The sequence below is a fragment of the Streptomyces lavendofoliae genome (assembly GCF_014649735.1).
Taxonomy (GTDB): Bacteria; Actinomycetota; Actinomycetes; order Streptomycetales; family Streptomycetaceae; genus Streptomyces; species Streptomyces lavendofoliae.
This window is the reverse complement of the sequence record NZ_BMTP01000003.1, coordinates 189312-208844: the sequence shown is the minus strand read 5'-3', so window position 1 is coordinate 208844 and position 19533 is coordinate 189312. Positions and strand designations below refer to the sequence as shown.

The 19533-nt window shown below is 71.6% G+C and carries 18 protein-coding genes and 1 tRNA gene; 12 read left to right on the top strand and 7 right to left on the bottom strand.

What is annotated here, in order from left to right; translation table 11 throughout:
* The first annotated feature begins 21 nt into the window (after positions 1 to 21).
* Entirely contained in the window at positions 22 to 1716 is a 1695-nt protein-coding gene (paaN, locus tag IE109_RS06600) for a phenylacetic acid degradation protein PaaN (protein ID WP_189549798.1), read from the top strand.
* A gap of 43 nt (positions 1717 to 1759) precedes the next feature.
* Here paaN and IE109_RS06595 read toward each other — a convergent pair whose 3' ends face one another.
* From IE109_RS06595 to IE109_RS06585, 3 genes are read right to left on the bottom strand one after another with little or no spacing between them, the layout of a single operon-like run.
* Positions 1760 to 2416, bottom strand: a complete 657-nt coding sequence (locus IE109_RS06595) for a TrmH family RNA methyltransferase (protein ID WP_189549797.1) — start codon at positions 2414 to 2416, stop codon at positions 1760 to 1762.
* On the bottom strand, positions 2413 to 3681 hold the full coding sequence (locus tag IE109_RS06590; RefSeq protein WP_229890636.1) for an HTTM domain-containing protein: 1269 nt from the start codon (positions 3679 to 3681) through the stop codon (positions 2413 to 2415). Before IE109_RS06590 ends, IE109_RS06595 begins: the two co-directional genes overlap by 4 nt.
* Positions 3678 to 4349 carry a DUF5819 family protein gene (locus IE109_RS06585; RefSeq protein ID WP_373297644.1) on the bottom strand — a complete coding sequence of 224 codons (672 nt, stop codon included), beginning with the start codon at positions 4347 to 4349 and terminating at the stop codon, positions 3678 to 3680. The genes IE109_RS06590 and IE109_RS06585 overlap by 4 nt, the downstream gene beginning before the upstream one ends.
* A 622-nt stretch (positions 4350 to 4971) precedes the next feature.
* Here IE109_RS06585 and paaA point away from each other — a divergent pair.
* From paaA to IE109_RS06560, 5 genes are read left to right on the top strand one after another with little or no spacing between them, the layout of a single operon-like run.
* The gene (gene paaA, locus IE109_RS06580) at positions 4972 to 5925 is read left to right on the top strand and encodes a 1,2-phenylacetyl-CoA epoxidase subunit PaaA (RefSeq protein WP_189549796.1); all 954 of its coding nucleotides are present in this window, start codon (positions 4972 to 4974) and stop codon (positions 5923 to 5925) included.
* Positions 5922 to 6209, top strand: coding sequence for a 1,2-phenylacetyl-CoA epoxidase subunit PaaB (paaB, locus tag IE109_RS06575; protein ID WP_189549795.1), 288 nt, complete (start codon positions 5922 to 5924; stop codon positions 6207 to 6209). The genes paaA and paaB overlap by 4 nt, the downstream gene beginning before the upstream one ends.
* Entirely contained in the window at positions 6206 to 6940 is a 735-nt protein-coding gene (paaC, locus tag IE109_RS06570) for a 1,2-phenylacetyl-CoA epoxidase subunit PaaC (protein ID WP_189549794.1), read from the top strand. Before paaB ends, paaC begins: the two co-directional genes overlap by 4 nt.
* A 14-nt stretch (positions 6941 to 6954) precedes the next feature.
* Positions 6955 to 7452: a 1,2-phenylacetyl-CoA epoxidase subunit PaaD gene (paaD, locus tag IE109_RS06565; RefSeq protein ID WP_189550100.1), complete on the top strand. Its 498-nt coding sequence runs from the start codon at positions 6955 to 6957 to the stop codon at positions 7450 to 7452.
* Entirely contained in the window at positions 7453 to 8514 is a 1062-nt protein-coding gene (locus IE109_RS06560; protein WP_189549793.1) for a 2Fe-2S iron-sulfur cluster-binding protein, read from the top strand.
* A gap of 169 nt (positions 8515 to 8683) precedes the next feature.
* On the opposite strand, the gene IE109_RS06555 is transcribed toward IE109_RS06560, so the two are convergent.
* The 3 genes from IE109_RS06555 to IE109_RS06545 form a co-directional block, all read right to left on the bottom strand.
* On the bottom strand, positions 8684 to 9028 hold the full coding sequence (locus IE109_RS06555; RefSeq protein ID WP_189549792.1) for a rhodanese-like domain-containing protein: 345 nt from the start codon (positions 9026 to 9028) through the stop codon (positions 8684 to 8686).
* A 105-nt stretch (positions 9029 to 9133) separates the two neighbouring features.
* Positions 9134 to 9946 carry a hypothetical protein gene (locus IE109_RS06550; protein WP_189550099.1) on the bottom strand — a complete coding sequence of 271 codons (813 nt, stop codon included), beginning with the start codon at positions 9944 to 9946 and terminating at the stop codon, positions 9134 to 9136.
* A gap of 54 nt (positions 9947 to 10000) precedes the next feature.
* Positions 10001 to 11452, bottom strand: coding sequence for a DUF2252 domain-containing protein (locus tag IE109_RS06545; protein WP_189549791.1), 1452 nt, complete (start codon positions 11450 to 11452; stop codon positions 10001 to 10003).
* Positions 11453 to 11723: 271 nt separating this feature from the next.
* Here IE109_RS06545 and IE109_RS06540 point away from each other — a divergent pair, with 271 nt between their 5' ends.
* Positions 11724 to 12149, top strand: a complete 426-nt coding sequence (locus IE109_RS06540; protein WP_189549790.1) for a MarR family winged helix-turn-helix transcriptional regulator — start codon at positions 11724 to 11726, stop codon at positions 12147 to 12149.
* 98 nt (positions 12150 to 12247) lie between these two features.
* Here IE109_RS06540 and IE109_RS06535 read toward each other — a convergent pair.
* Positions 12248 to 12334: transfer RNA gene (locus tag IE109_RS06535), tRNA-Leu, on the bottom strand.
* Positions 12335 to 13482: 1148 nt separating this feature from the next.
* Between IE109_RS06535 and IE109_RS06530 the strand changes: the two genes are divergently transcribed.
* The 5 genes from IE109_RS06530 to IE109_RS06510 all read left to right on the top strand — a co-directional run bounded on the left by IE109_RS06530 (position 13483) and on the right by IE109_RS06510 (position 19398).
* The gene (locus tag IE109_RS06530) at positions 13483 to 14349 is read left to right on the top strand and encodes an FHA domain-containing protein (RefSeq protein WP_189549789.1); all 867 of its coding nucleotides are present in this window, start codon (positions 13483 to 13485) and stop codon (positions 14347 to 14349) included.
* 10 nt (positions 14350 to 14359) lie between these two features.
* Positions 14360 to 14872, top strand: a complete 513-nt coding sequence (locus tag IE109_RS06525) for an FHA domain-containing protein FhaB/FipA (protein WP_084900752.1) — start codon at positions 14360 to 14362, stop codon at positions 14870 to 14872.
* A 138-nt stretch (positions 14873 to 15010) separates the two neighbouring features.
* On the top strand, positions 15011 to 16510 hold the full coding sequence (locus tag IE109_RS06520; RefSeq protein WP_189549788.1) for a Stp1/IreP family PP2C-type Ser/Thr phosphatase: 1500 nt from the start codon (positions 15011 to 15013) through the stop codon (positions 16508 to 16510).
* 27 nt (positions 16511 to 16537) lie between these two features.
* The gene (locus tag IE109_RS06515) at positions 16538 to 17935 is read left to right on the top strand and encodes an FtsW/RodA/SpoVE family cell cycle protein (protein WP_189549787.1); all 1398 of its coding nucleotides are present in this window, start codon (positions 16538 to 16540) and stop codon (positions 17933 to 17935) included.
* Positions 17932 to 19398 carry a peptidoglycan D,D-transpeptidase FtsI family protein gene (locus tag IE109_RS06510; protein WP_189549786.1) on the top strand — a complete coding sequence of 489 codons (1467 nt, stop codon included), beginning with the start codon at positions 17932 to 17934 and terminating at the stop codon, positions 19396 to 19398. The genes IE109_RS06515 and IE109_RS06510 overlap by 4 nt, the downstream gene beginning before the upstream one ends.
* Positions 19399 to 19533: the final 135 nt, after the last annotated feature.

The following is a 19533-nucleotide window of genomic DNA, read 5'->3' as shown; positions in this document are numbered from 1 at the left end:
TCGACGAGGAGTTGGTCCGTCATGGCCGCCGCTCAGCTCACCTCCGACCACCTGTCCGAGAGGCACCGCCCCACGCTGGAACAGGCCCTCGAAGCCATCCGCACGCGGGCCTACTGGTCCCCGCACCCCGAGCACCCCAAGGCGTACGGGGAGAACGGCTCGCTGAGCGCCGCGGACGGCCTCGCCGCACACCAGGCGACCCTCGGGACCCGTTTCGAGCTGGACCAGCCGGGGACGGACGGCTGGACGGGCGGCGAGGTGTCGCCGTACGGCCCGGAGCTGGGCGTCGAGTACCCGCACGCCGACGTGGACGTCCTCATCCCCGCGATGCGCGCCGGCATGGGGGCCTGGCGGGACGCCGGCCCCGAGACCCGCGCCCTGGTGTGCCTGGAGATCCTGGCCCGGATCAGCGCCCGCACGCACGAGTTCGCGCACGCGGTGATGCACACCAGCGGGCAGGCCTTCATGATGGCGTTCCAGGCGGGCGGGCCGCACGCGCAGGACCGCGGCCTGGAGGCGATGGCCTACGCGTACGCCGAGCAGGTCCGCACCCCGGTGGACGCCGACTGGTCCAAGCCGCAGGGCAAGCGGGATCCGCTGGAGCTGCGCAAGACGTTCACCCCGGTGCCGCGCGGCATCTCCCTGATGATCGGCTGCAACACCTTCCCGACGTGGAACGGCTACCCCGGCCTGTTCGCCTCGCTGGCCACCGGCAACCCGGTCCTGGTCAAGCCGCACCCCCGGGCGGTGCTCCCCCTGGCGCTGACGGTCAGGGTGGCGCGCGAGGTGCTCGCCGAGGCCGGCTTCGACCCGAACCTGGTCGCGCTGGCGGTCGAGCGGCCGGGCGAGGGCATCGCCAAGGAGCTGGCGGTCCGCCCGGAGATCCGGATCATCGACTACACCGGCTCGACCTCCTTCGGCGACTGGCTGGAGGCCAACGCCCGGCAGGCCCAGGTCTACACGGAGAAGGCCGGCGTCAACACGGTCGTCGTCGACTCGACCGACGACTACAAGGGGATGCTGTCCAACCTGGCGTTCTCGCTGTCCCTGTACAGCGGCCAGATGTGCACCACCCCGCAGAACCTGCTGATCCCCCGCGACGGCATCACCACGGACGCCGGCCCCAAGTCGTACGACGAGGTGGTCGCCGACCTCGCGGCCGCCGTCGGCGGGCTGCTGGGCGACGACGCCCGGGCGAACGCCCTGCTGGGCGCCATCGTCAACCCGGACGTGAAGGCGCGCCTGGAGGCGGCCGCCGAGCTCGGCGAGGTCGCCCTCGCCTCGCGCGAGGTGGCCAACCCCGACTTCCCCGGCGCCGTCGTCCGCACCCCCGTCCTGCTCAAGCTCGACGGCTCCAAGCCGGACGCGGAAGCGGCGTACATGTCCGAGTGCTTCGGGCCGGTCGCCTTCGCCGTCTCGGTCGAGTCCACCGCCGACGCGCTGGAGCTGCTGCGGCGGACGGTGCGGGAGAAGGGCGCGATGACGGTCGGCGCGTACACGACCTCCCCGGACGTCGAGCGCGCCGTGGAGGAGGTCTGCCTGGAGGAGTCGGCCCAGCTGTCGCTGAACCTGACGGGCGGGGTGTACGTCAACCAGACCGCTGCGTTCTCCGACTTCCACGGCTCGGGCGGCAACCCGGCGGCGAACGCCGCCCTGTGCGACGGCGCGTTCGTGGCCAGCCGTTTCCGGGTCGTCGAGGTGCGCCGCCAGGCGTGACGAGGGCCGGGCCCCGGGGCCCGGTCGGGCCTCCGGGGCTCGATCAGGCCCCGGGGCCGGAGATCTCCGCGTACCGCTGCACCCACGCGTGCATGGCGATCGCGGCGGCCGCTCCGGCGTTGATCGACCGCGTGGAGCCGAACTGCGCGATGGAGCAGACCATCGCCGCGTGCTCGCGGGCCTCGTCCGTCAGGCCGGGGCCCTCCTGTCCGAAGAGCAGCACGCAGCGGCGCGGCAGCTCGGTCCGCTCCAGCGGCACGGCGCCCGGGAGGTTGTCGATCCCGATGATCGGCAGCCCCTCGGCGGCCGCCCAGGCGGTCAGCGACGCGGTGTCCGGGTGGTGCCGCACGTGCTGGTACCGGTCGGTGACCATCGCCCCGCGCCGGTTCCAGCGCCGCCGCCCCACGATGTGGATCTGGTTCGCCAGGAACGCGTTCGCGGTCCGCACGACGGAACCGATGTTGAAGTCGTGGCCCCAGTTCTCCACGGCGACGTGGAAGTCGTGCCGCCGGGTGTCCAGGTCGGCGACGATCGCCTCACGCCGCCAGTACCGGTAGCGGTCGACCACGTTGCGCCGGTCGCCGTCGGCGAGCAGCTCCGGGTCGTACCGCTCGTCCTCCGGCCACGGCCGGGGATGCGGGCCGACGCCGACCTCGGGGCCGTAACCGTCGTCGTACTGGAGTGGGGTCTCGCTGCTCACCCCACGAGGGTACGGGGGGCGGGCTCCTCGCCGGCGTGCCCCTGTCGCGGCGCAGGACGCCGGACGCCCGGCACCAGCCGGTCCCGGCCGTGCCGGACGCGGGCGCCGAGCCACAGCAGGAACGCGGTCGGCAGGAAGACCGCGTCGGCGGCGATCATGGCGAGCGAGAAGAACGGCAGCCCGAGCAGCAGCGCGATCCCGGCGTGCTCGAGCATCATCGCCACCAGCAGGACGTTCTTGACCCGCCGGTTGAACAGGGTGAAGGGGAACGCGACCTGCACGATCACCGTGCCGTAGGTCAGGATCATCACCATCAGCCCACTGGCGGCGAGCACGTCCGACAGGAACGGCCAAGGGGTGAAGTAGTCGAGTTTGAGCGGGTAGTACAGCGCCGTGCCGTCCTGCCAGCGGGACCCCTGGATCTTGTACCAGCCGGCCGTGGCGTAGATCAGGCACACCTCGGCCATGATCACGGCGAGGGTCGCGTTGTGGACGAGGTTGGCGAGGACGTCGGCCAGGACGCGCGGCTCTCCGGGCGCGTAACGGCACACCAGCCACCACAGCCCCTGTGCGGCCCACACCAGCCACAGCAGCACCAGGAGCCAGGGCTCGCCGGTCCGGTCGGCGAACAGCGTCGCGGCGACCAGACCGAAGGCGCCGGCCCCCCACATCACCGGCCCCAGCACGTCGCGCGCGGGCCCGGGACGTGCCGCGCGGCGGGCGTCGAGGGACCAGACCCCGCCGCAGCGGGTCAGGACGAGGTAGATGGCCATCAGGTGCACGACGTTGTCGCCGCCGTCGCCCATGAAGATGGAGCGGTTCTGCAACGACAGCACGCCGACCATGAACAGCACCGACATGGTGCGGGTGCGCCAGCCGATCAGCAGCAGGACGCTGGACAGTACGGCGAGGGCGTAGACGGTCTCGAACCACAGGGCGCTGTCCGTCCACATCAGCACCGTGAACGCGTGGTTGTTCGCGATGAGCTGCTGGCCCATGTCCCACGACCAGGGCCCGTCCGGCCCGTACAGCTCGTGGCGGTGGGGGAACTCCCGCAACAGGAACAGCAGCCACGCGCCGGCGAACCCGATGCGCACGACGGCGGCCTGGTACGGACCGAGGGCGCTGCCGGTGACGCGCTGGACGGCGCGGGCGAGCCGCCGGTCGAGCGGTTCCGTACGGGAGCCGGGGACACCGGTGGCGGCGGTACGGGTGCCGGCGGCAGGGGTGCCGGCCGTACGGGCGCGGGGGCCGGTCGGGTTCACTTGTCCGCCTCCGTACGGCCGCCGCCGACGCCACCGGGCAGGTCCGCGGCGGTGACCGACCACCACGGGAGCAGCCGGTAGGAGAACCGGGTGTCGGTCTTCTCGTCGCTCCAGACCGGGGCCTCCACCGCCTGGGAGGCCGACCGGAGCTGTATGCGCTCGATCCTGCCGCCGAGGTGGTGGCCGTCGAGCCGCAGCATGGCGATGCGCCGCATGTAGCGCTCGGAGAGCTGTCCGCGCATGCCGTTGGGGCGGTTGTCGTCGGTGTGCGAGTTCACGAAGAAGTCCCAGCCCCGGCGGAGTTCGTTCTGGTTCACATGGCTGGGCAGCAGGTTGCCCCGGATCGCCGCCCCGTCGTCGGCGGAGAGGTCGATCCAGCCGGTGGTCCTGCGCGCGCCGTCGTTCCCCACCACCTCGGCGCGGGCGTGGACGGCGATGTTCTGCTGGAGCGGGTTGGGCGCGAACAGCTTCCAGTTCTGCTCGAACTCGGGGAACACCCAGTCGTCGACGGCCTCGCCGTGCTGCTTGGTGAGCGTGTTCGAGGGGGCGACGTGGAGGAACGCCATGGCCAGGTGCACGCAGGCGAACACCCCGACGACGGCAAGCGCCACGGCGGCCACCACCTGGTACGGCAGGGACAGCGCGGTGATGCCCACGGCTCCCGGCACGCCCCTGATGCCAGGCCGCTCGTCCCCGGCCGCCCCGGTCCCCGCCCGCGGGCCGTCGGGGAGGTCCCCGGGCCCGGAGACCGGCTCGTCGGCGGTGCCGGGCACGGACCAGGACGGCCCGGCGGCACGGCCCCGGACGGCCGCCCCGCCGGCGCCCGGCACGCGGCCGGCGCCCGACGCGCGGTCAGTGCCGGGCTCCGGGTCAGCGCCCGACGCGCGGTCGGCGGCGGCGGGGGTCCTCGGTGCGGCGGGGGTCCTCGGTGCGGGGGCAGAGCCGTGGGCCGTCACCCGGTCGGCGCAGTCGGCCGCCGTGGACGCGGGGGAGCCCTCCGGGGCCGGTGCGGACGCGGCCCCGGGCGCGGTTCGCGGGCCGTTTTCCGGGCCGGGCGCCGGGCGGGACGCCCGCGGGGCGGGAGCGGCGGAGGGAGGCGTCACGGAGCCGGAACCCTCCGCTTCGGTGGCGCTCCGGGCCCGGCCACCCGCCTCCTTGTCGTACGAGTCCATCCCGCCCCGTTCCCGTTCCCCATCGATGAGTCGGAGTTATCCACAGGGTTGACACCATACGGGCCACCGACTCACCATTGAAGTCATTCAACCGAACGATCGGTCGGTAGGGGGCCCGATGACGGCAGTGACTGCGGACACGCAGGAGGCGTACCAGGCGGCGTTCGACGCCGCCGTCGCCGCGGACGAGCGGATCGAGCCGCGCGACTGGATGCCGGAGGCGTATCGCGCCACCCTCGTGCGCCAGATCGCCCAGCACGCCCACTCCGAGATCATCGGCATGCAGCCGGAGGCGAACTGGATCACGCGCGCGCCGTCGCTGCGGCGCAAGGCGATCCTGATGGCCAAGGTGCAGGACGAGGCGGGGCACGGCCTGTATCTGTACAGCGCCGCCGAGACCCTCGGCACCGGCCGGGACGAGCTGCTCGACAAGCTCCACACCGGTCGCCAGAAGTACTCCTCCATCTTCAACTACCCCACGCTGACCTGGGCCGACGTCGGCGCCATCGGCTGGCTCGTGGACGGCGCGGCGATCACCAACCAGGTCCCGCTGTGCCGCTGCTCCTACGGTCCGTACGCCCGCGCGATGGTGCGGATCTGCAAGGAGGAGTCGTTCCACCAGCGCCAGGGGTACGAATCGCTCCTCGCCCTCTCGCGCGGGACGCCCGAGCAGCACGCGATGGCCCAGGACGCGGTGAACCGCTGGTGGTGGCCGTCGCTGATGATGTTCGGCCCGCCGGACGACGAGTCCTCGCACTCGGAGCAGTCCATGGCGTGGAAGATCAAGCGGCACTCGAACGACGAGCTGCGCCAGCGGTTCGTCGACATCTGCGTCCCGCAGGCGGAGGCCCTGGGCCTCAGCCTCCCCGACCCGGATCTCCGGTGGAACGAGGAGCGCGGGCACTACGACTTCGGCCCGATCGACTGGACCGAGTTCTGGGACGTCCTCAAGGGCAACGGGCCCTGCAACGAACAGCGCATCACCCAGCGCCGCCGCGCCCATGAGGACGGCGCCTGGGTCAGGGAGGCCGCGGCGGCGTACGCGGCGAAGCACGGGGAGGCGACGGCATGACGACCAGCGACTGGCCGCTGTGGGAGGTGTTCGTGCGCTCGCGCCGCGGGCTGTCCCACACGCACGCGGGAAGCCTCCACGCGCCGGACGCGCAGATGGCCCTGCGCAACGCACGGGACCTGTACACGCGCCGCAGCGAGGGCGTCTCCATCTGGGTGGTGCCGTCCACGGAGATCACCGCCTCCTCGCCCGACGAGAAGGACCCGTTCTTCGAGCCGTCCGCCGACAAGCCCTACCGGCACCCCACGTTCTACGAGGTCCCGGAAGGGGTGAAGAACCTGTGACCGCCACCGTGCCGACCGCCGCCGCGCTCGCCCTCGGCGACGACGCGCTGGTGCTGTCGCACCGGCTGGGGGAGTGGGCCGGGCACGCCCCCGTCCTGGAGGAGGAGGTCGCGCTGGCCAACATCGCGCTGGACCTGCTCGGCCAGGCCCGGGTGCTGCTCTCCCTCGTCGGTGACGAGGACGAGCTGGCGTACCTGCGCGAGGAGCGGGCGTTCCGCAACGTCCAGTTGGTCGAGCAGCCCAACGGCGACTTCGCCCACACCATCGCGCGGCAGCTCTACTTCTCCACCTACCAGCGGCTGCTGTACGGCCGGCTGGCGGCGGCCGGCGGCGACGGGGAGGGCGGCACGCTGACCGGCCTGGCGGGCAAGGCGGTCAAGGAGGTCGCCTACCACCAGGACCACGCCGAGCAGTGGACGCTGCGGCTGGGCGACGGCACCGCCGAGAGCCACGAGCGGATGAGCCGGGCCTGCACGGCCCTGTGGCGGTTCACGGGCGAGCTGTTCCAGCCGGTGGAGGGCCTGGACGTCGACTGGCGCGAGCTCGAGTCCGACTGGCTGGCCTCGGTCTCGGCGGTCCTGGAGCGGGCCACCCTCACCGTGCCGGACGGTCCCCGCACGGGAGCGTGGAGCGCCGGGGCGGGCCGCCAGGGTCTGCACACCGAGAGCTTCGGGCGGATGCTGGCGGAGATGCAGCACCTGCACCGCAGCCACCCGGGAGCGTCGTGGTGACCGGCACGGCGGACATGACGGTGCTGGAGGAGGAGCTGAGCCGGCTGGCCGGCTCCGTCCCCGACCCCGAGCTGCCCGTCCTGACGCTGGAGGAGCTCGGCGTTCTGCGCGGGGTGCGGGTCCTCGCCCCCGGCCGGGTGACGGTCGAACTGACCCCCACGTACACCGGCTGCCCCGCCGTGGAGGCGATGTCCTCGGACATCGAGCGCGTACTGCGCGACCACGGCGTGGCGGACGTCTCCGTCGTCACGGTCCTCTCCCCCGCCTGGTCGACCGACGACATCAGCGCGGAGGGCCGCCGCAAGCTCGCGGAGTTCGGCATAGCGCCGCCCCGCCACCAGGGCACGAGCGCCACCGGCTCCGGCCCCGTGCCGGTCACCCTGGCCATCCGCTGCCCGCACTGCGGCTCGACCGAGACGGAACTGCTGAGCCGCTTCTCCTCCACCGCGTGCAAGGCCCTGCGCCGCTGCACCGCCTGCCGTGAACCGTTCGACCACTTCAAGGAGTTGTAGATGTTCTACCCGCTCCGGGTGAGTGAGGTCGAGCAGCTCACGGACGACTCGGTCGCCGTCACCTTCGCGGTGCCGCCCGAGCTGCGCGAGACCTTCCGCCACACCCCCGGTCAGCACCTCGCCCTGCGCCGCCGGAGCGCGGAAGGCGAAGAGGTCCGCCGTACGTACTCGATCTGCTCCCCCGCCGCACCCGAGGGCGAGGACCCGTTGCTGCGGGTCGGCATCCGGCTGGTCGAGGGCGGCGAGTTCTCCACGTACGCGCTCAAGGAACTCCAGGTCGGCGACATGGTCGAGGTCATGGAGCCGATGGGCCGGTTCCTCCTGCCTCCGCGCCCCGGCCACTTCGCGGCCGTCGTGGGCGGCAGCGGGATCACCCCCGTGCTGTCGATGGCCTCGACCCTGCTGGCCCGCGAACCGGAAGCCCGGTTCTGCCTGGTGCGCAGTGACCGTACGGCGGCCTCGACGATGTTCCTCGAGGAGGTGGCCGATCTGAAGGACCGCTACCCCGGCCGGTTCCAGCTGGTGACCGTGCTGTCGCGGGAGGAGCAGCAGTCCGGGCTGCCCTCCGGGCGGCTGGACCAGGAGCGGCTGACCGCGCTGCTCCCGGCGCTGCTGCCGGTGGACGAGGTGGACGGCTGGTATCTGTGCGGGCCCTTCGGCCTGGTCGTCGGCGCCGAACGGGCGCTGCGGAGCCTGGGCGTGGACCGCGGACGCATCCACCAGGAGATCTTCCATGTGGACGACGGCTCGGCGCCCACCGCCGTACGGACGGCTTCGGCACCCGCGCACGCCACGCTCACCGCGACCTTGGACGGCCGGTCCGGCTCGTGGCCGGTGCGGGAGGGGGAGTCGCTGCTGGAGACGGTGCTGCGCGGCCGGTCCGACGCCCCGTACGCCTGCAAGGGCGGTGTCTGCGGCACCTGCCGCGCCTTCCTGGTCACCGGTGAGGTCCGGATGGACCGCAACTACGCCCTGGAGAGCGAGGAGACCGACGCGGGGTACGTCCTGGCGTGCCAGTCGCACCCGGTAACCCCGGAAGTGGAGCTCGACTTCGACCGCTGAGTCACGATGACGGGCCGTCAGGTACCGGGCGGGGCACGGAACCTTCTCGGCACCGAGCCCCGGCCACATCCCGCACGGCGGCGTTCCCGCCCCGGCCAGGTGCCCGGCGGGCCGCACCCGGCGACCCCGGCGACCCCGGCGCCCGGTGCGGCCCGCACCGGGCGCCGGACTACAGGACGAAGGCGGAGGAGCCGTCGTCGGTGACCATGGGGCGGCCGGCGCCTTCCCAGGCGAGCATGCCGCCGTCGATGTTCACGGCGTCGATGCCCTGCTGGACCAGGTACTGCGTCACCTGGGCCGACCGGCCGCCGACCCGGCACATCACATAGGCGCGGCGACCGTCGGCGACCGCCTCGGTGACCTCACCGAACCGGGCCACGAAGTCGCTCATCGGCACGTGGAGCGCGCCCTCGACGTGCCCGGCCGCCCATTCGTCGTCCTCGCGGACGTCCAGCACCAGTCCGTCGGCCGGCACCGACGCGGCGTCCACGGAGGGCAGCGGTGCGAAGTTCATGGGTCAGGCCTTCTCTCATCGGTGGACTCGTCGGCCGGCGTCGGCGGACCCGCCGCGCGGTCCCGCCCGGCTCAGGGATTACCTCCCGACGCTACTGCACCACGGCTACCGGGCGAGCCCGGCCAGCTCCGCCTCGCGCTCGGCGACCTGCGCCAGCAACTGCTCGGCGATCTCCTCCAGCAGCCGGTCCGGGTCGTCGGGCGCCATGCGGAGCATCGCGCCGATCGCGCTGTCCTCCAGGTCCCGCGCCACCACGGTCAGCAGCTCCTTGCGCCGGGCCAGCCACTCCAGCCTGGCGTACAGCTCCTCGCTCTCGCTGAGCTCGGGGGTCACCGGCGCGGGGCCCGCCGCCCACTCCTCGGAAAGCTCCCGCAGCAGTGCCTCGTCACCGCGCCCGTACGCGGCGTTGACCCGCGTGATGAACTCCTCGCGGCGCTGCCGGTCGCCCTCCTCGCGTGCCAGGTCCGGATGCGCCTTGCGGGCCAGCTCGCGGTACAGCTTGCGCGCCTCGTCGCTCGGCCGCACCCGCTTGGGCGGCTGCACCGGCCGGTCGGTGAGCATCGCGGCGGCCTCGGGCGACAGGCCGTCGGCGTCCATCCAGCCGCCGAACAGCTCGTCGACCCCCGGCATCGGCATCACCAGCGCCCGCGCCGACTGCGCCCGCGCCACGTCCTCCGGATCGCCGGTACGGGCCGCCCTGGCCTCCGCGATCAGCGCGTCGAGCTCGTCGAGGCGCGCGTACATCGGGCCGAGCTTCTGGTGGTGCAGCCGGGAGAAGTTCTCCACCTCCACCCGGAACGTCTCCACCGCGATCTCGAACTCGATCAGCGCCTGCTCCGCCGCGCGCACCGCCCGCTCCAGCCGCGCCTCGGGGCGTTCGGCCGCGTCGGTCGCGTCGGCGGTCGGGGCACCGGTCACGTCATCGTTCGGGGTCGTCACCCGACCAGCGTACGGGCGACGGGCCCCGACCCGTCACACCCCCAGCTCGGCGGCTATGCGGCCGCTCCTGACCGCCGCCAGGAGATCGGCGTGGTCCGCCTCCGTACGGTCCGCGTACGCCACGGCGAAGCGGGCCATGGCCTCGTCCAGCTCCTCGTTCTTGCCGCAGTAGCCGGCGACGAGCCGCGGGTCCGCGCTGTGCGCGTGCGCCCGGGCCAGCAGGGCGCCGGTCATCCGCCCGTAATCGTCGACCTGGCCGGCCGAGAGGGCGGCGGGGTCCACGCTCCCCTTGCGGTTGCGGAACTGCCGCACCTGGTAGGGCCTTCCCCCGACCGTCGTCCAGCCCAGCAGGTTGTCGCTGACCACCTGCATGCGCTTCTGCCCGAGGACCACGCGACGCCCCTCGTGCGCCACCTCCGGCACGGCGAAACCCACCTCCGGCAGGTACGGCACCAGGGCCGAGGGCCGCGCCTCCTTCACCTGGAGCACCAGCGGCTCGCCCCGGTGGTCCAGCAGCAGCACCACGTACGAACGCGTCCCCACGCTCCCGGTGCCCACCACCCGGAACGCCACGTCGTGGATGGCGTACCGCGCGAGCAGCGGCAGCCGGTCCTCCGGCAGCGTCTCCACGTACTCGCCCAGCGAGGCGGCGACCGCGGCGGCCTCCGCGTCCGGCACGCGGCGCAGCACGGGCGGCGCGTCCACGAAGCGCCGCCCGCCGTCCGGGCACTCCTCCGTCGCCTTGGCGGCGAACCGGGCGCTGGTGTTGCCCCGCGCCTTCTCCGCCACCCGCTCCAGGGTGCCCAGCAAATCCCGCGCGTCGGTGTAGGACACCAGTTCCTCGTCCGCGATCGCGTTCCAGGCGTCGGCCGCCGGCAGCCTGGCGAGCAGCCGCATGGTCCGGCGGTAGGCGCCCACCGTGTCGAACGCCGCCGCGCGGCAGACGTCCTCGTCCGCCCCCGCCTCCCGCCCGGCCAGCACCAGGGACGTCGCCAGCCGCTTCAGGTCCCACTCCCAGGGACCGGTCACGGTCTCGTCGAAGTCGTTCAGGTCGATCACGAGACGGCCGCGCGCATCGCCGTACAGCCCGAAGTTCGCCGCGTGCGCGTCCCCGCATATCTGGGCGCCGACGCCGGTGACCGGCGTCCGCGCCAGGTCGTGCGCCATCAGCCCGGCGGAACCGCGCAGGAACGCGAACGGCGTGGCCGCCATCCGCCCCACCCGTATCGGCGTCAGCCCGGCCACCCGGCCCCGGCTGGACTCCTCCACCGCGCGCACCGCGTCGGGCCGCCCGTCGGCCGCCGGGCCCAGCGCGTCGTGCGACGACCGGGGCACCCGCTCCCTGAGCGCCTTGCCCCGCGTCTTGGGCGACTCCCCGGTACCCCGGACGCGGTCCACGGTGCCGAATCCCGGCACCTCCGGTATGCGCGCGCCGCCACCACCGGTCCCGCGCCGCGCCGGCGTCTCCGTCCGGATGTCGCCCATACGACCCACCCCTGTTCAGCATCGCCCGTTGCCCCAGACGGTACCTCCGCCTCGCACCGGCCGTCCCTGGCCTGTGGACAACCCCTCCGGGACCCACCACGCCCACGCCGGCGGACACCACCGCGGCCACGACCGCGGCGGCCACCGCACCGGCCCCGTCCCGCACATGACGCGGCGCGCCCGCGGTACCCGTCCGTGCCCGTGCACGTCGGGCCGCACGGGGCAGGGCCGGGCAGCACGGAGCCCGCACGTACAGCACGGAGGTGTCCGCATGTCAACCGGACGCGACGAGGCGGTCGACACCATCCAGCGCGAGCTGACGGCGTTCGCCCGCCGCGCCCGCGCCACGGCCGCGCGGCTCCACCCGGAGCTGTCGCTCATCTCGTACACGCTGCTGACGCACATCGCCGCCCAGCGCGGCTGCCGCGCCACGGACCTGGCCGCCCGCTACCTGCTGGACAAATCGACCGTCAGCCGGCAGATGGCCGCCCTGGAGAAGATGGGCCTCGTCGAGCGCCGCCCCGATCCGGCCGACCACCGGGTCCAGGTGCTCCACCCCACGTCGGCCGGCAGCCGGGTCCTGTCCGCCACCCACGCCGGCCGCCGCGCGGCCTACCGGGAACGCCTCGCCGACTGGTCCACCGAGGACCTCGCCCGGTTCGCCGCGTACCTGCTCCGCTACAACGACGGCGTCTGACGGCTCGACGGCCGTGAGAGCTTCCTCACACACGCCGGCGGAACGGGCCCGGGAAACGCGAGAACGGGTGGCATCGTGATCGATGCCACCCGTCTCGGTGGTGCGCGAGGGGGGAGTTGAACCCCCACGCCCTTTCGGGCACTGGAACCTGAATCCAGCGCGTCTGCCTATTCCGCCACCCGCGCATTGGGTGTTGCCGCTTGGTTTCCCACCGTTTTTCCGGTGCGTCCCCCTGGCGACATCTGAAGATTAGCACGCCACCGGAGGTGGATTCACATCCGTTTGTTTCGGGCACCCCGCGGGCGAACAGAGAGGGGAGGGAGGGGGAAAGAAGGGAGGGGAGGGGAGGAACGGCGACCCGTCCGACCGGCATCCGCACAGCCCGCGGCGACCGGCCACGCGCACCGCCGGCCCGGGTCGACGTCAACCGGCGGCCCATCCGGAGACCCCCGCGTCACCGAACACGACAGGCCCCGGAGGAGAGCGCTCCGCGTCCTCACGTCCGCATCCGCGCCCCGCCACACCGGCGCCTCCGCACCCGACACCCGCACAAGCCCCACACACACCAGGCGCACCAGGGACACCAGGCGCACGCCCGGTCAACGAACAGGAGACCGCACACAGACACCCGAACACAGACACGGCAACATCACGAACCACGGCCGACACGAGCGGGCGGCATCACCTGGGCCCGCCGCCCCGTCACCCCGGCACGCCACCCCGGCACGCGGCCGGCGGACAGCGGCGGGGCGGCGGCCGACGCCGGAACACCCGTCACAGGCCCCCGCTCCCACGGCGCGGGCCCCGCCCCACCCGGCACGCCGAAGCCCCACCGGAGCCCCACGACCCCGCCCCGCCCCCACCGCCGCCCGAGACCCACGCGGGACACAGGACGCACCACACAGGACGCACCACACAGGAAGCACCACACAGGAAGCACGCCACACGAAGCCCCGCCCAGTAAGCCGACACGGGGAGGCACGCCACGCACGACGGAGAAGCCCCCAGGCGACGAGACACGCGACACGGAAGGCACGACACACACGACACACAGAACACACAGGACACAGAGGACAGGACGCCACAGAGGGGACGAGCGCACGAGGGCACGACACGGCCCGGGACGCGCGGGCGGAACAGGGAACTTCTTCCCGCCCCACCCACTCCTCCAGGGTGCGCGCCAGGTGCGGGACACTGTCTGGAGGGCGCCTCTACGATCCCTGTGAGAGGTGACACTCGTCCACAGGGCAGAGAAGGGGAACCAGCCGATTTCCCGACGCGTGGATACGATCAGTAAGCAGTACCAGGACGGCAACGACGGAGGAGGTGCCCCATGGGAGTCCTGAAGCGTTTCGAGCAGCGTCTCGAAGGCCTGGTCAACGGCACCTTCGCCAAGGTCTTCAAGTCCGAGGTCCAGCCCGTCGAGATCGCGGGCGCCCTCCAGCGCGAGTGCGACAACAACGCCTCGATCTGGAACCGCGACCGCACGGTCGTCCCCAACGACTTCATCGTGGAGCTGAGCGCGCCGGACTACGAGCGCCTCAGCCCGTACTCGGGACAGCTCGGCGACGAGCTCTCGGGGCTGGTCCGCGACTACGCCAAGCAGCAGCGCTACACCTTCATGGGCCCGATCAAGGTCCATCTGGAGAAGGCGGACGACCTCGACACGGGCCTGTACCGGGTACGCAGCCGGACGCTCGCGTCGAGTACGTCACAGTCGCAGGCACCGTCCGGCCCGGGAGGTCCCGGCGGTCCCGCCGGCCACGCCGGTCCGGGCGCGCCGCCGGCCGGCAGCCGTCCCGGCGGCTACGGGTACCCTCCCACCACCGCTCCCCCCATGCCGGCGGCCCCGCCGCCCGGCATGAACCGTCCGCCCGCCGGCCGCCCACCGGGCCCGGCGGCCCCCGTGCCCGGCGCCCAGGTGCGCCGCTGGATCGAGATCAACGGCACCCGCCACCAGATCTCCCGCCCGACGCTCGTGCTGGGCCGCAGCACCGAAGCCGACGTGCGGATCGACGACCCCGGCGTATCGCGCCGACACTGCGAGATCCGGACCGGAACGCCCTCGACGATCCAGGATCTCGGGTCCACCAACGGCATCGTGGTGGACGGACAGCACACCACCCGCGCTACGCTCCGCGACGGCTCGCGGATCGTCGTGGGCAGTACCACCATCGTTTACCGGCAAGCCGAAGGGTGAAGCGGGGGCAATGTCAGAGCTGACCCTCACGGTCATGCGGTTGGGTTTCCTCGCCGTACTGTGGCTGTTCGTCATCGTGGCCGTTCAGGTCATCCGTAGCGACCTGTTCGGGACGCGTGTCACGCAGCGCGGTTCGCGCCGCGAGAACGCGCGACCCCAGCAGGCCGCCCGCCAGCAGGCCGCGGCACCGCCGCAGCAGCGCCAGCAGTCCGGCCGTCAGCGCCGCGGGGCCCCGACCAAGCTGGTCGTCTCCGAGGGGACCCTCACGGGCACCACGGTCGCCCTCCAGGGGCAGACGATCACCCTGGGACGCGCGCACGACTCCACGATCGTCCTGGACGACGACTACGCGTCCAGCAGGCATGCCAGGATCTACCCGGACCGTGACGGCCAGTGGATCGTCGAGGATCTCGGGTCCACCAACGGCACGTATCTCGACCGGACCCGACTCACCACCCCGACACCGATTCCGCTGGGCGCGCCGATCCGCATCGGCAAGACCGTCATCGAGCTGCGGAAGTAGTACGACAATGAGCGAGCGGAGCGAGCGAGCCGCAGCGGTGCCCACAGGTGACCGGCACAGGCTCCCGACCGGAGGGTGGGCAGTGTGGCTCGAGACCGGCTGTACCCGGAGGCGTCGGAGTCGACAGGGCAGGTGCGCATGAGTCTGTCACTGCGTTTCGCCGCCGGATCGCACAAGGGCATGATCCGCGAGGGCAACGAGGACTCCGGGTACGCCGGTCCCCGCCTGCTCGCGATCGCCGACGGCATGGGCGGCCAGGCCGCCGGTGAGGTCGCCTCGTCCGAGGTGATCTCGACGCTGGTCACGCTCGACGACGACGTACCCGGCTCCGACCTCCTCACCTCCCTCGGTACGGCGGTGCAGCGCGCCAACGACCAGCTGCGGCTGATGGTCGAGGAGGACCCGCAGCTGGAGGGCATGGGGACGACCCTGACCGCCCTGCTGTGGACGGGTCAGCGCCTCGGCCTGGTCCACGTGGGCGACTCCCGCGCGTACCTCCTGCGCGACGGCGTCCTGACGCAGATCACCCAGGACCACACGTGGGTGCAGCGCCTCGTCGACGAGGGCCGCATCACCGAGGAGGAGGCCACCACCCACCCGCAGCGCTCGCTGCTGATGCGCGCGCTGGGCAGTGGTGACCACGTCGAGCCGGACCTCTCCATCCGTGAGGTGCGCGCCGGCGACCGCTACCTGATCTGCTCCGACGGCCTGTCCGGCGTGGTCTCCCACCAGACGATGGAGGAGACCCTCGCCAGCTACCAGGGGCCCCAGGAGACCGTTCAGGACCTGATCCAGCTCGCCCTGCGCGGCGGCGGCCCGGACAACATCACCGTGATCGTCGCGGACGTCCTCGACGTCGACGGCGGCGACACCCTGGCAGGGCAGCTCAGCGACACCCCCGTCGTGGTGGGCGCGGTCGCCGAGAACCAGACGCAGGCGAACGACGGCGGCGCCATGGAGACCCCCGCGGGCCGCGCGGCCGGCCTCGGCCGCCAGGCACCGCAGCCGCCCGGCGGTGGCTTCGGCCCGCCCGGCAGCGGCGACGACCTCGGGTACGGCGGCATGCCGCCGGAGGGCGGCTTCGGCGCCTACGGCGACCAGGACTTCACCAAGCCGCGCAGCGGCCGGAAGTGGCTGAAGAGATCGTTCCTCATCCTGCTCGCCCTGGTCGTGGTCGGCGGCGCGACGTACGGCGGCTACCGCTGGACCCAGACGCAGTACTACGTCGGGACCAAGGACGACCACGTCGCCCTCTACCGGGGCATCAGCCAGGACCTGGCGTGGGTGTCGCTCTCCGAGGTCGAGAAGGACCACCCGGAGATCGAACTCAAGTACCTCCCCGACTACCAGCGCAAGCAGGTCGAGGAGACCATCGCCGGCGGCAACCTCGCCAAGGCGAAGAACAAGATCCAGGAGCTCGCCACCCAGGCGTCGGCCTGCAAGAAGCAGGAGCAGCGCCGGCAGGCCGCCGACCGGGTGCCCGCCGCGCCCCCCGGTGAGGGTCAGGCCGGCGGTACGACCGGCCTCCCGACCGAGCCCACGCCCAAGCCGTCCACCAGCACCGCAGCCACTCCGACTCCGGGCCCCACCCTCTCGGAGGAGGAGCAGAAGCTGGCCTCGAACTGCGGAAAGCAGTAAGCACCCGTAGGGGGGCCTTTCACCACCATGAGCGTTGTCACCAACACGACCACCATCGGCGCGATCGACCTGCCGAGCCGCCGCAACACCGAGCTGGCGCTGCTCGGCTTCGCGGTCGCCATCGCCGTGTTCGCCTATGCCAATGTCGGTCTAGCCATCAACGGCGAACTCCCTTCCGGCATGCTCGGCTACGGGCTCGGCCTTTCCCTGCTGGCAGGCGTGGGCCACATGGCAGTACGCCGATACGCCAAGTACGCGGATCCTCTTCTTCTGCCGCTGGCAACTCTGCTGAACGGTGTCGGCCTGGCGTTCATCTGGCGGCTCGACCAGTCGGAGCGTTTCCAGGCGCTCAAGACCTTCGCTCCGGCGGCGAGCAAGCAGCTGATGTACTCGGCGGTCGGTGTGGCCCTGTTCGTGGCCGTGCTGCTACTGCTGAAGGACCATCGGATCCTCCAGCGCTACACGTACATCTCGATGGTGTTGGCGCTGTTCCTCCTTGTCCTCCCCATGTTCTTCCCGGCGGTGAACGGCGCCAAGATCTGGATCAGTCTCGGTCCATTCTCCATCCAGCCCGGCGAGTTCGCGAAGATCATCATTGCGATTTTCTTCTCGGGGTACCTCATGGTGAAGCGAGACGCTCTGGCACTTGCCAGCCGCCGCTTCATGGGGCTGTACCTCCCCCGAGGGCGTGATCTGGGGCCGATTCTGGTCGTCTGGGCCATCTCGATCCTGATCCTCGTCTTCGAGACCGACCTCGGTACGTCGCTGCTGTTCTTCGGCATGTTCGTTGTCATGCTGTACGTGGCCACTGAGCGAACCAGCTGGATCGTCTTCGGCCTGATGATGTCGGCCGCAGGAGCCGTCGGCGTCGCTTCCTTCGAACCGCACGTGCAGCAGCGCGTCACCGCATGGCTCGACCCGTTCGCGGGATGGGGGAAGGAAGCGGCCAGCGAGCAGATCGCGAAGTCGCTCATGGCGTTCGGTTCCGGCGGCACCCTCGGAACGGGCTTGGGCCAGGGCCACTCGGACCTCATCGGCTTCGCCGCCAACTCCGACTTCATCCTTGCCACTGTCGGCGAGGAGCTTGGACTGGCCGGAATGATGGCCTTCCTGCTCATCTATGGACTCATCGTCGAACGAGGCGTGCGAACTGCGCTTGCCGCTCGCGATCCCTTCGGCAAGTTGCTCGCCATCGGGCTTTCGGGCGCCTTCGCCATCCAAGTGTTCGTCGTCGCCGGTGGTGTCATGGGACTCATCCCTCTGACCGGTATGACCATGCCGTTCATCGCACAAGGTGGCTCTTCGGTGATCGCGAACTGGGCACTGGTCGGCATCCTCATCCGCATCAGTGACACCGCCCGCCGCCCCGCGCCGGCGCCCGCCCCGTCCCCCGACGCCGAGATGACCCAGGTGGTCCGACCGTGAACAAGCCCCTGCGCCGAATCGCGATCTTCTGCGGCCTGCTGGTGTTCGCCCTGCTCATCCGGGACAACTGGCTCCAGTACGTCCGGGCGGATGAGCTCAATTCCCACAAGTACAACCGCCGGGTGACCATCGAGCGGTACGCCAGTCCGCGCGGCAACATCATCGTGGACGGCAAGCCGATCACCGGCACCACTGCCACGGACGACACGGACTACAAGTACAGGCGCACCTACGTCAACGGCCCCATGTGGGCGCCGGTGACCGGATACGCCTCGCAGGCGTTCGACGCCAACCAGCTGGAGAAGCTGAACGACGGCATCCTCACCGGCAACGACGACCGGCTGTTCTTCGACCGCACCCTGTCGATGTTCACGGGCGACAAGAAGAAGGGCGGCGACGTCGTCACCACCCTGAGCGGCGCCGCCCAGAAGGCCGCCTTCGAGGGGCTCGGGGACAAGAAGGGCGCCGTCGCGGCCATCGAGCCGTCGACCGGCAGGATCCTCGCGCTGGCCTCGACGCCCTCGTACGACCCCTCCTCCTTCGCCGGGTACCACGACAAGGACGCCAAGGCGTGGCAGGCCCTGGAGAAGGACAAGGACAAGCCGAAGCTGAACCGCGCGCTGCGGGAGATCTACCCCCCCGGCTCCACCTTCAAGGTACTGACGGCCGCCGCGGCGCTGGAGTACGGCAAGGTCACGGACATCAACGCGGCGACGAAGACGCCTGAGCCGTACATCCTGCCGGACACGAACCGCGAGATGGTCAACCACGCCCGGAACTGCGAGAACGCCACGCTGAAGTACGCGATGGAGGTCTCCTGCAACTCGGTCTTCGCCAAGCTCGGCCATGAGGTCGGCCGCGACAACATGGTGAAGATGGCGGAGAAGTTCGGCTTCAACAACGGCGAGATCGACACGCCCGTCCGCGCCGCCAAGTCGGTCTACGACCGGAACATGGACCGCCCGCAGAACGCGCTGTCCTCCATCGGCCAGTTCAACACCAACGCCACCCCGCTCCAGATGGCCATGGTCGCCGCGGCGATCGCCAACGACGGCAAGCTGATGAAGCCGTACATGGTGGAGGAGCTGCGCTCGCCGGACCTCGACGTGCTGGAGAAGCACGAGCCGGAGGAGATGAGCCAGCCGATGTCCCCGAGGACCGCCCAGCTCGTCCAGGAGATGATGGAGGCCGTCGTCAACAGCGACAACGGCACCGGCGGCAAGGCGAAGATCAAGGGTGCGACGGTCGGTGGCAAGACCGGTACCGCCCAGCACGGTGAGCTGAACAAGGCCCGCCCCTACGCCTGGTTCATCTCGTACGCCAAGACCGACAGCGGCTCGCCCGTCGCCGTCGCGGTCGTGGTCGAGGACTCCAGCGCGACCCGTGACGACATCAGCGGCGGTGGCCTCGCCGGGCCCATCGCCCGCGATGTGATGAAGGCGGTACTCGACAGCAAGAAGTGACGAGCGAGCCGCGGCCTCGCCCGAGTACCGGTGTGTACCGGTCCCGTATCAGGTAGTGGTCGCGGTCCGATCGACTTCCCGTGGCCGGTAGCGTATGCGCGAACAGCACACCGCCGGACCACACACGGGTGCGGT

Coding starts and splice junctions, on each gene's coding strand:
- IE109_RS06515 (WP_189549787.1), top strand. CDS start 16,538: ATGAGCGTTGTCACCAACACGACCACCATCGGCGCGATCGACCTGCCG.
- IE109_RS06545 (WP_189549791.1), bottom strand. CDS start 11,452: ATGGGCGACATCCGGACGGAGACGCCGGCGCGGCGCGGGACCGGTGGT.
- paaN (WP_189549798.1), top strand. CDS start 22: ATGGCCGCCGCTCAGCTCACCTCCGACCACCTGTCCGAGAGGCACCGC.
- paaA (WP_189549796.1), top strand. CDS start 4,972: ATGACGGCAGTGACTGCGGACACGCAGGAGGCGTACCAGGCGGCGTTC.
- IE109_RS06530 (WP_189549789.1), top strand. CDS start 13,483: ATGGGAGTCCTGAAGCGTTTCGAGCAGCGTCTCGAAGGCCTGGTCAAC.
- paaB (WP_189549795.1), top strand. CDS start 5,922: ATGACGACCAGCGACTGGCCGCTGTGGGAGGTGTTCGTGCGCTCGCGC.
- IE109_RS06520 (WP_189549788.1), top strand. CDS start 15,011: ATGAGTCTGTCACTGCGTTTCGCCGCCGGATCGCACAAGGGCATGATC.
- IE109_RS06555 (WP_189549792.1), bottom strand. CDS start 9,028: ATGAACTTCGCACCGCTGCCCTCCGTGGACGCCGCGTCGGTGCCGGCC.
- IE109_RS06560 (WP_189549793.1), top strand. CDS start 7,453: ATGTTCTACCCGCTCCGGGTGAGTGAGGTCGAGCAGCTCACGGACGAC.
- paaD (WP_189550100.1), top strand. CDS start 6,955: ATGACGGTGCTGGAGGAGGAGCTGAGCCGGCTGGCCGGCTCCGTCCCC.
- IE109_RS06525 (WP_084900752.1), top strand. CDS start 14,360: ATGTCAGAGCTGACCCTCACGGTCATGCGGTTGGGTTTCCTCGCCGTA.
- IE109_RS06540 (WP_189549790.1), top strand. CDS start 11,724: ATGTCAACCGGACGCGACGAGGCGGTCGACACCATCCAGCGCGAGCTG.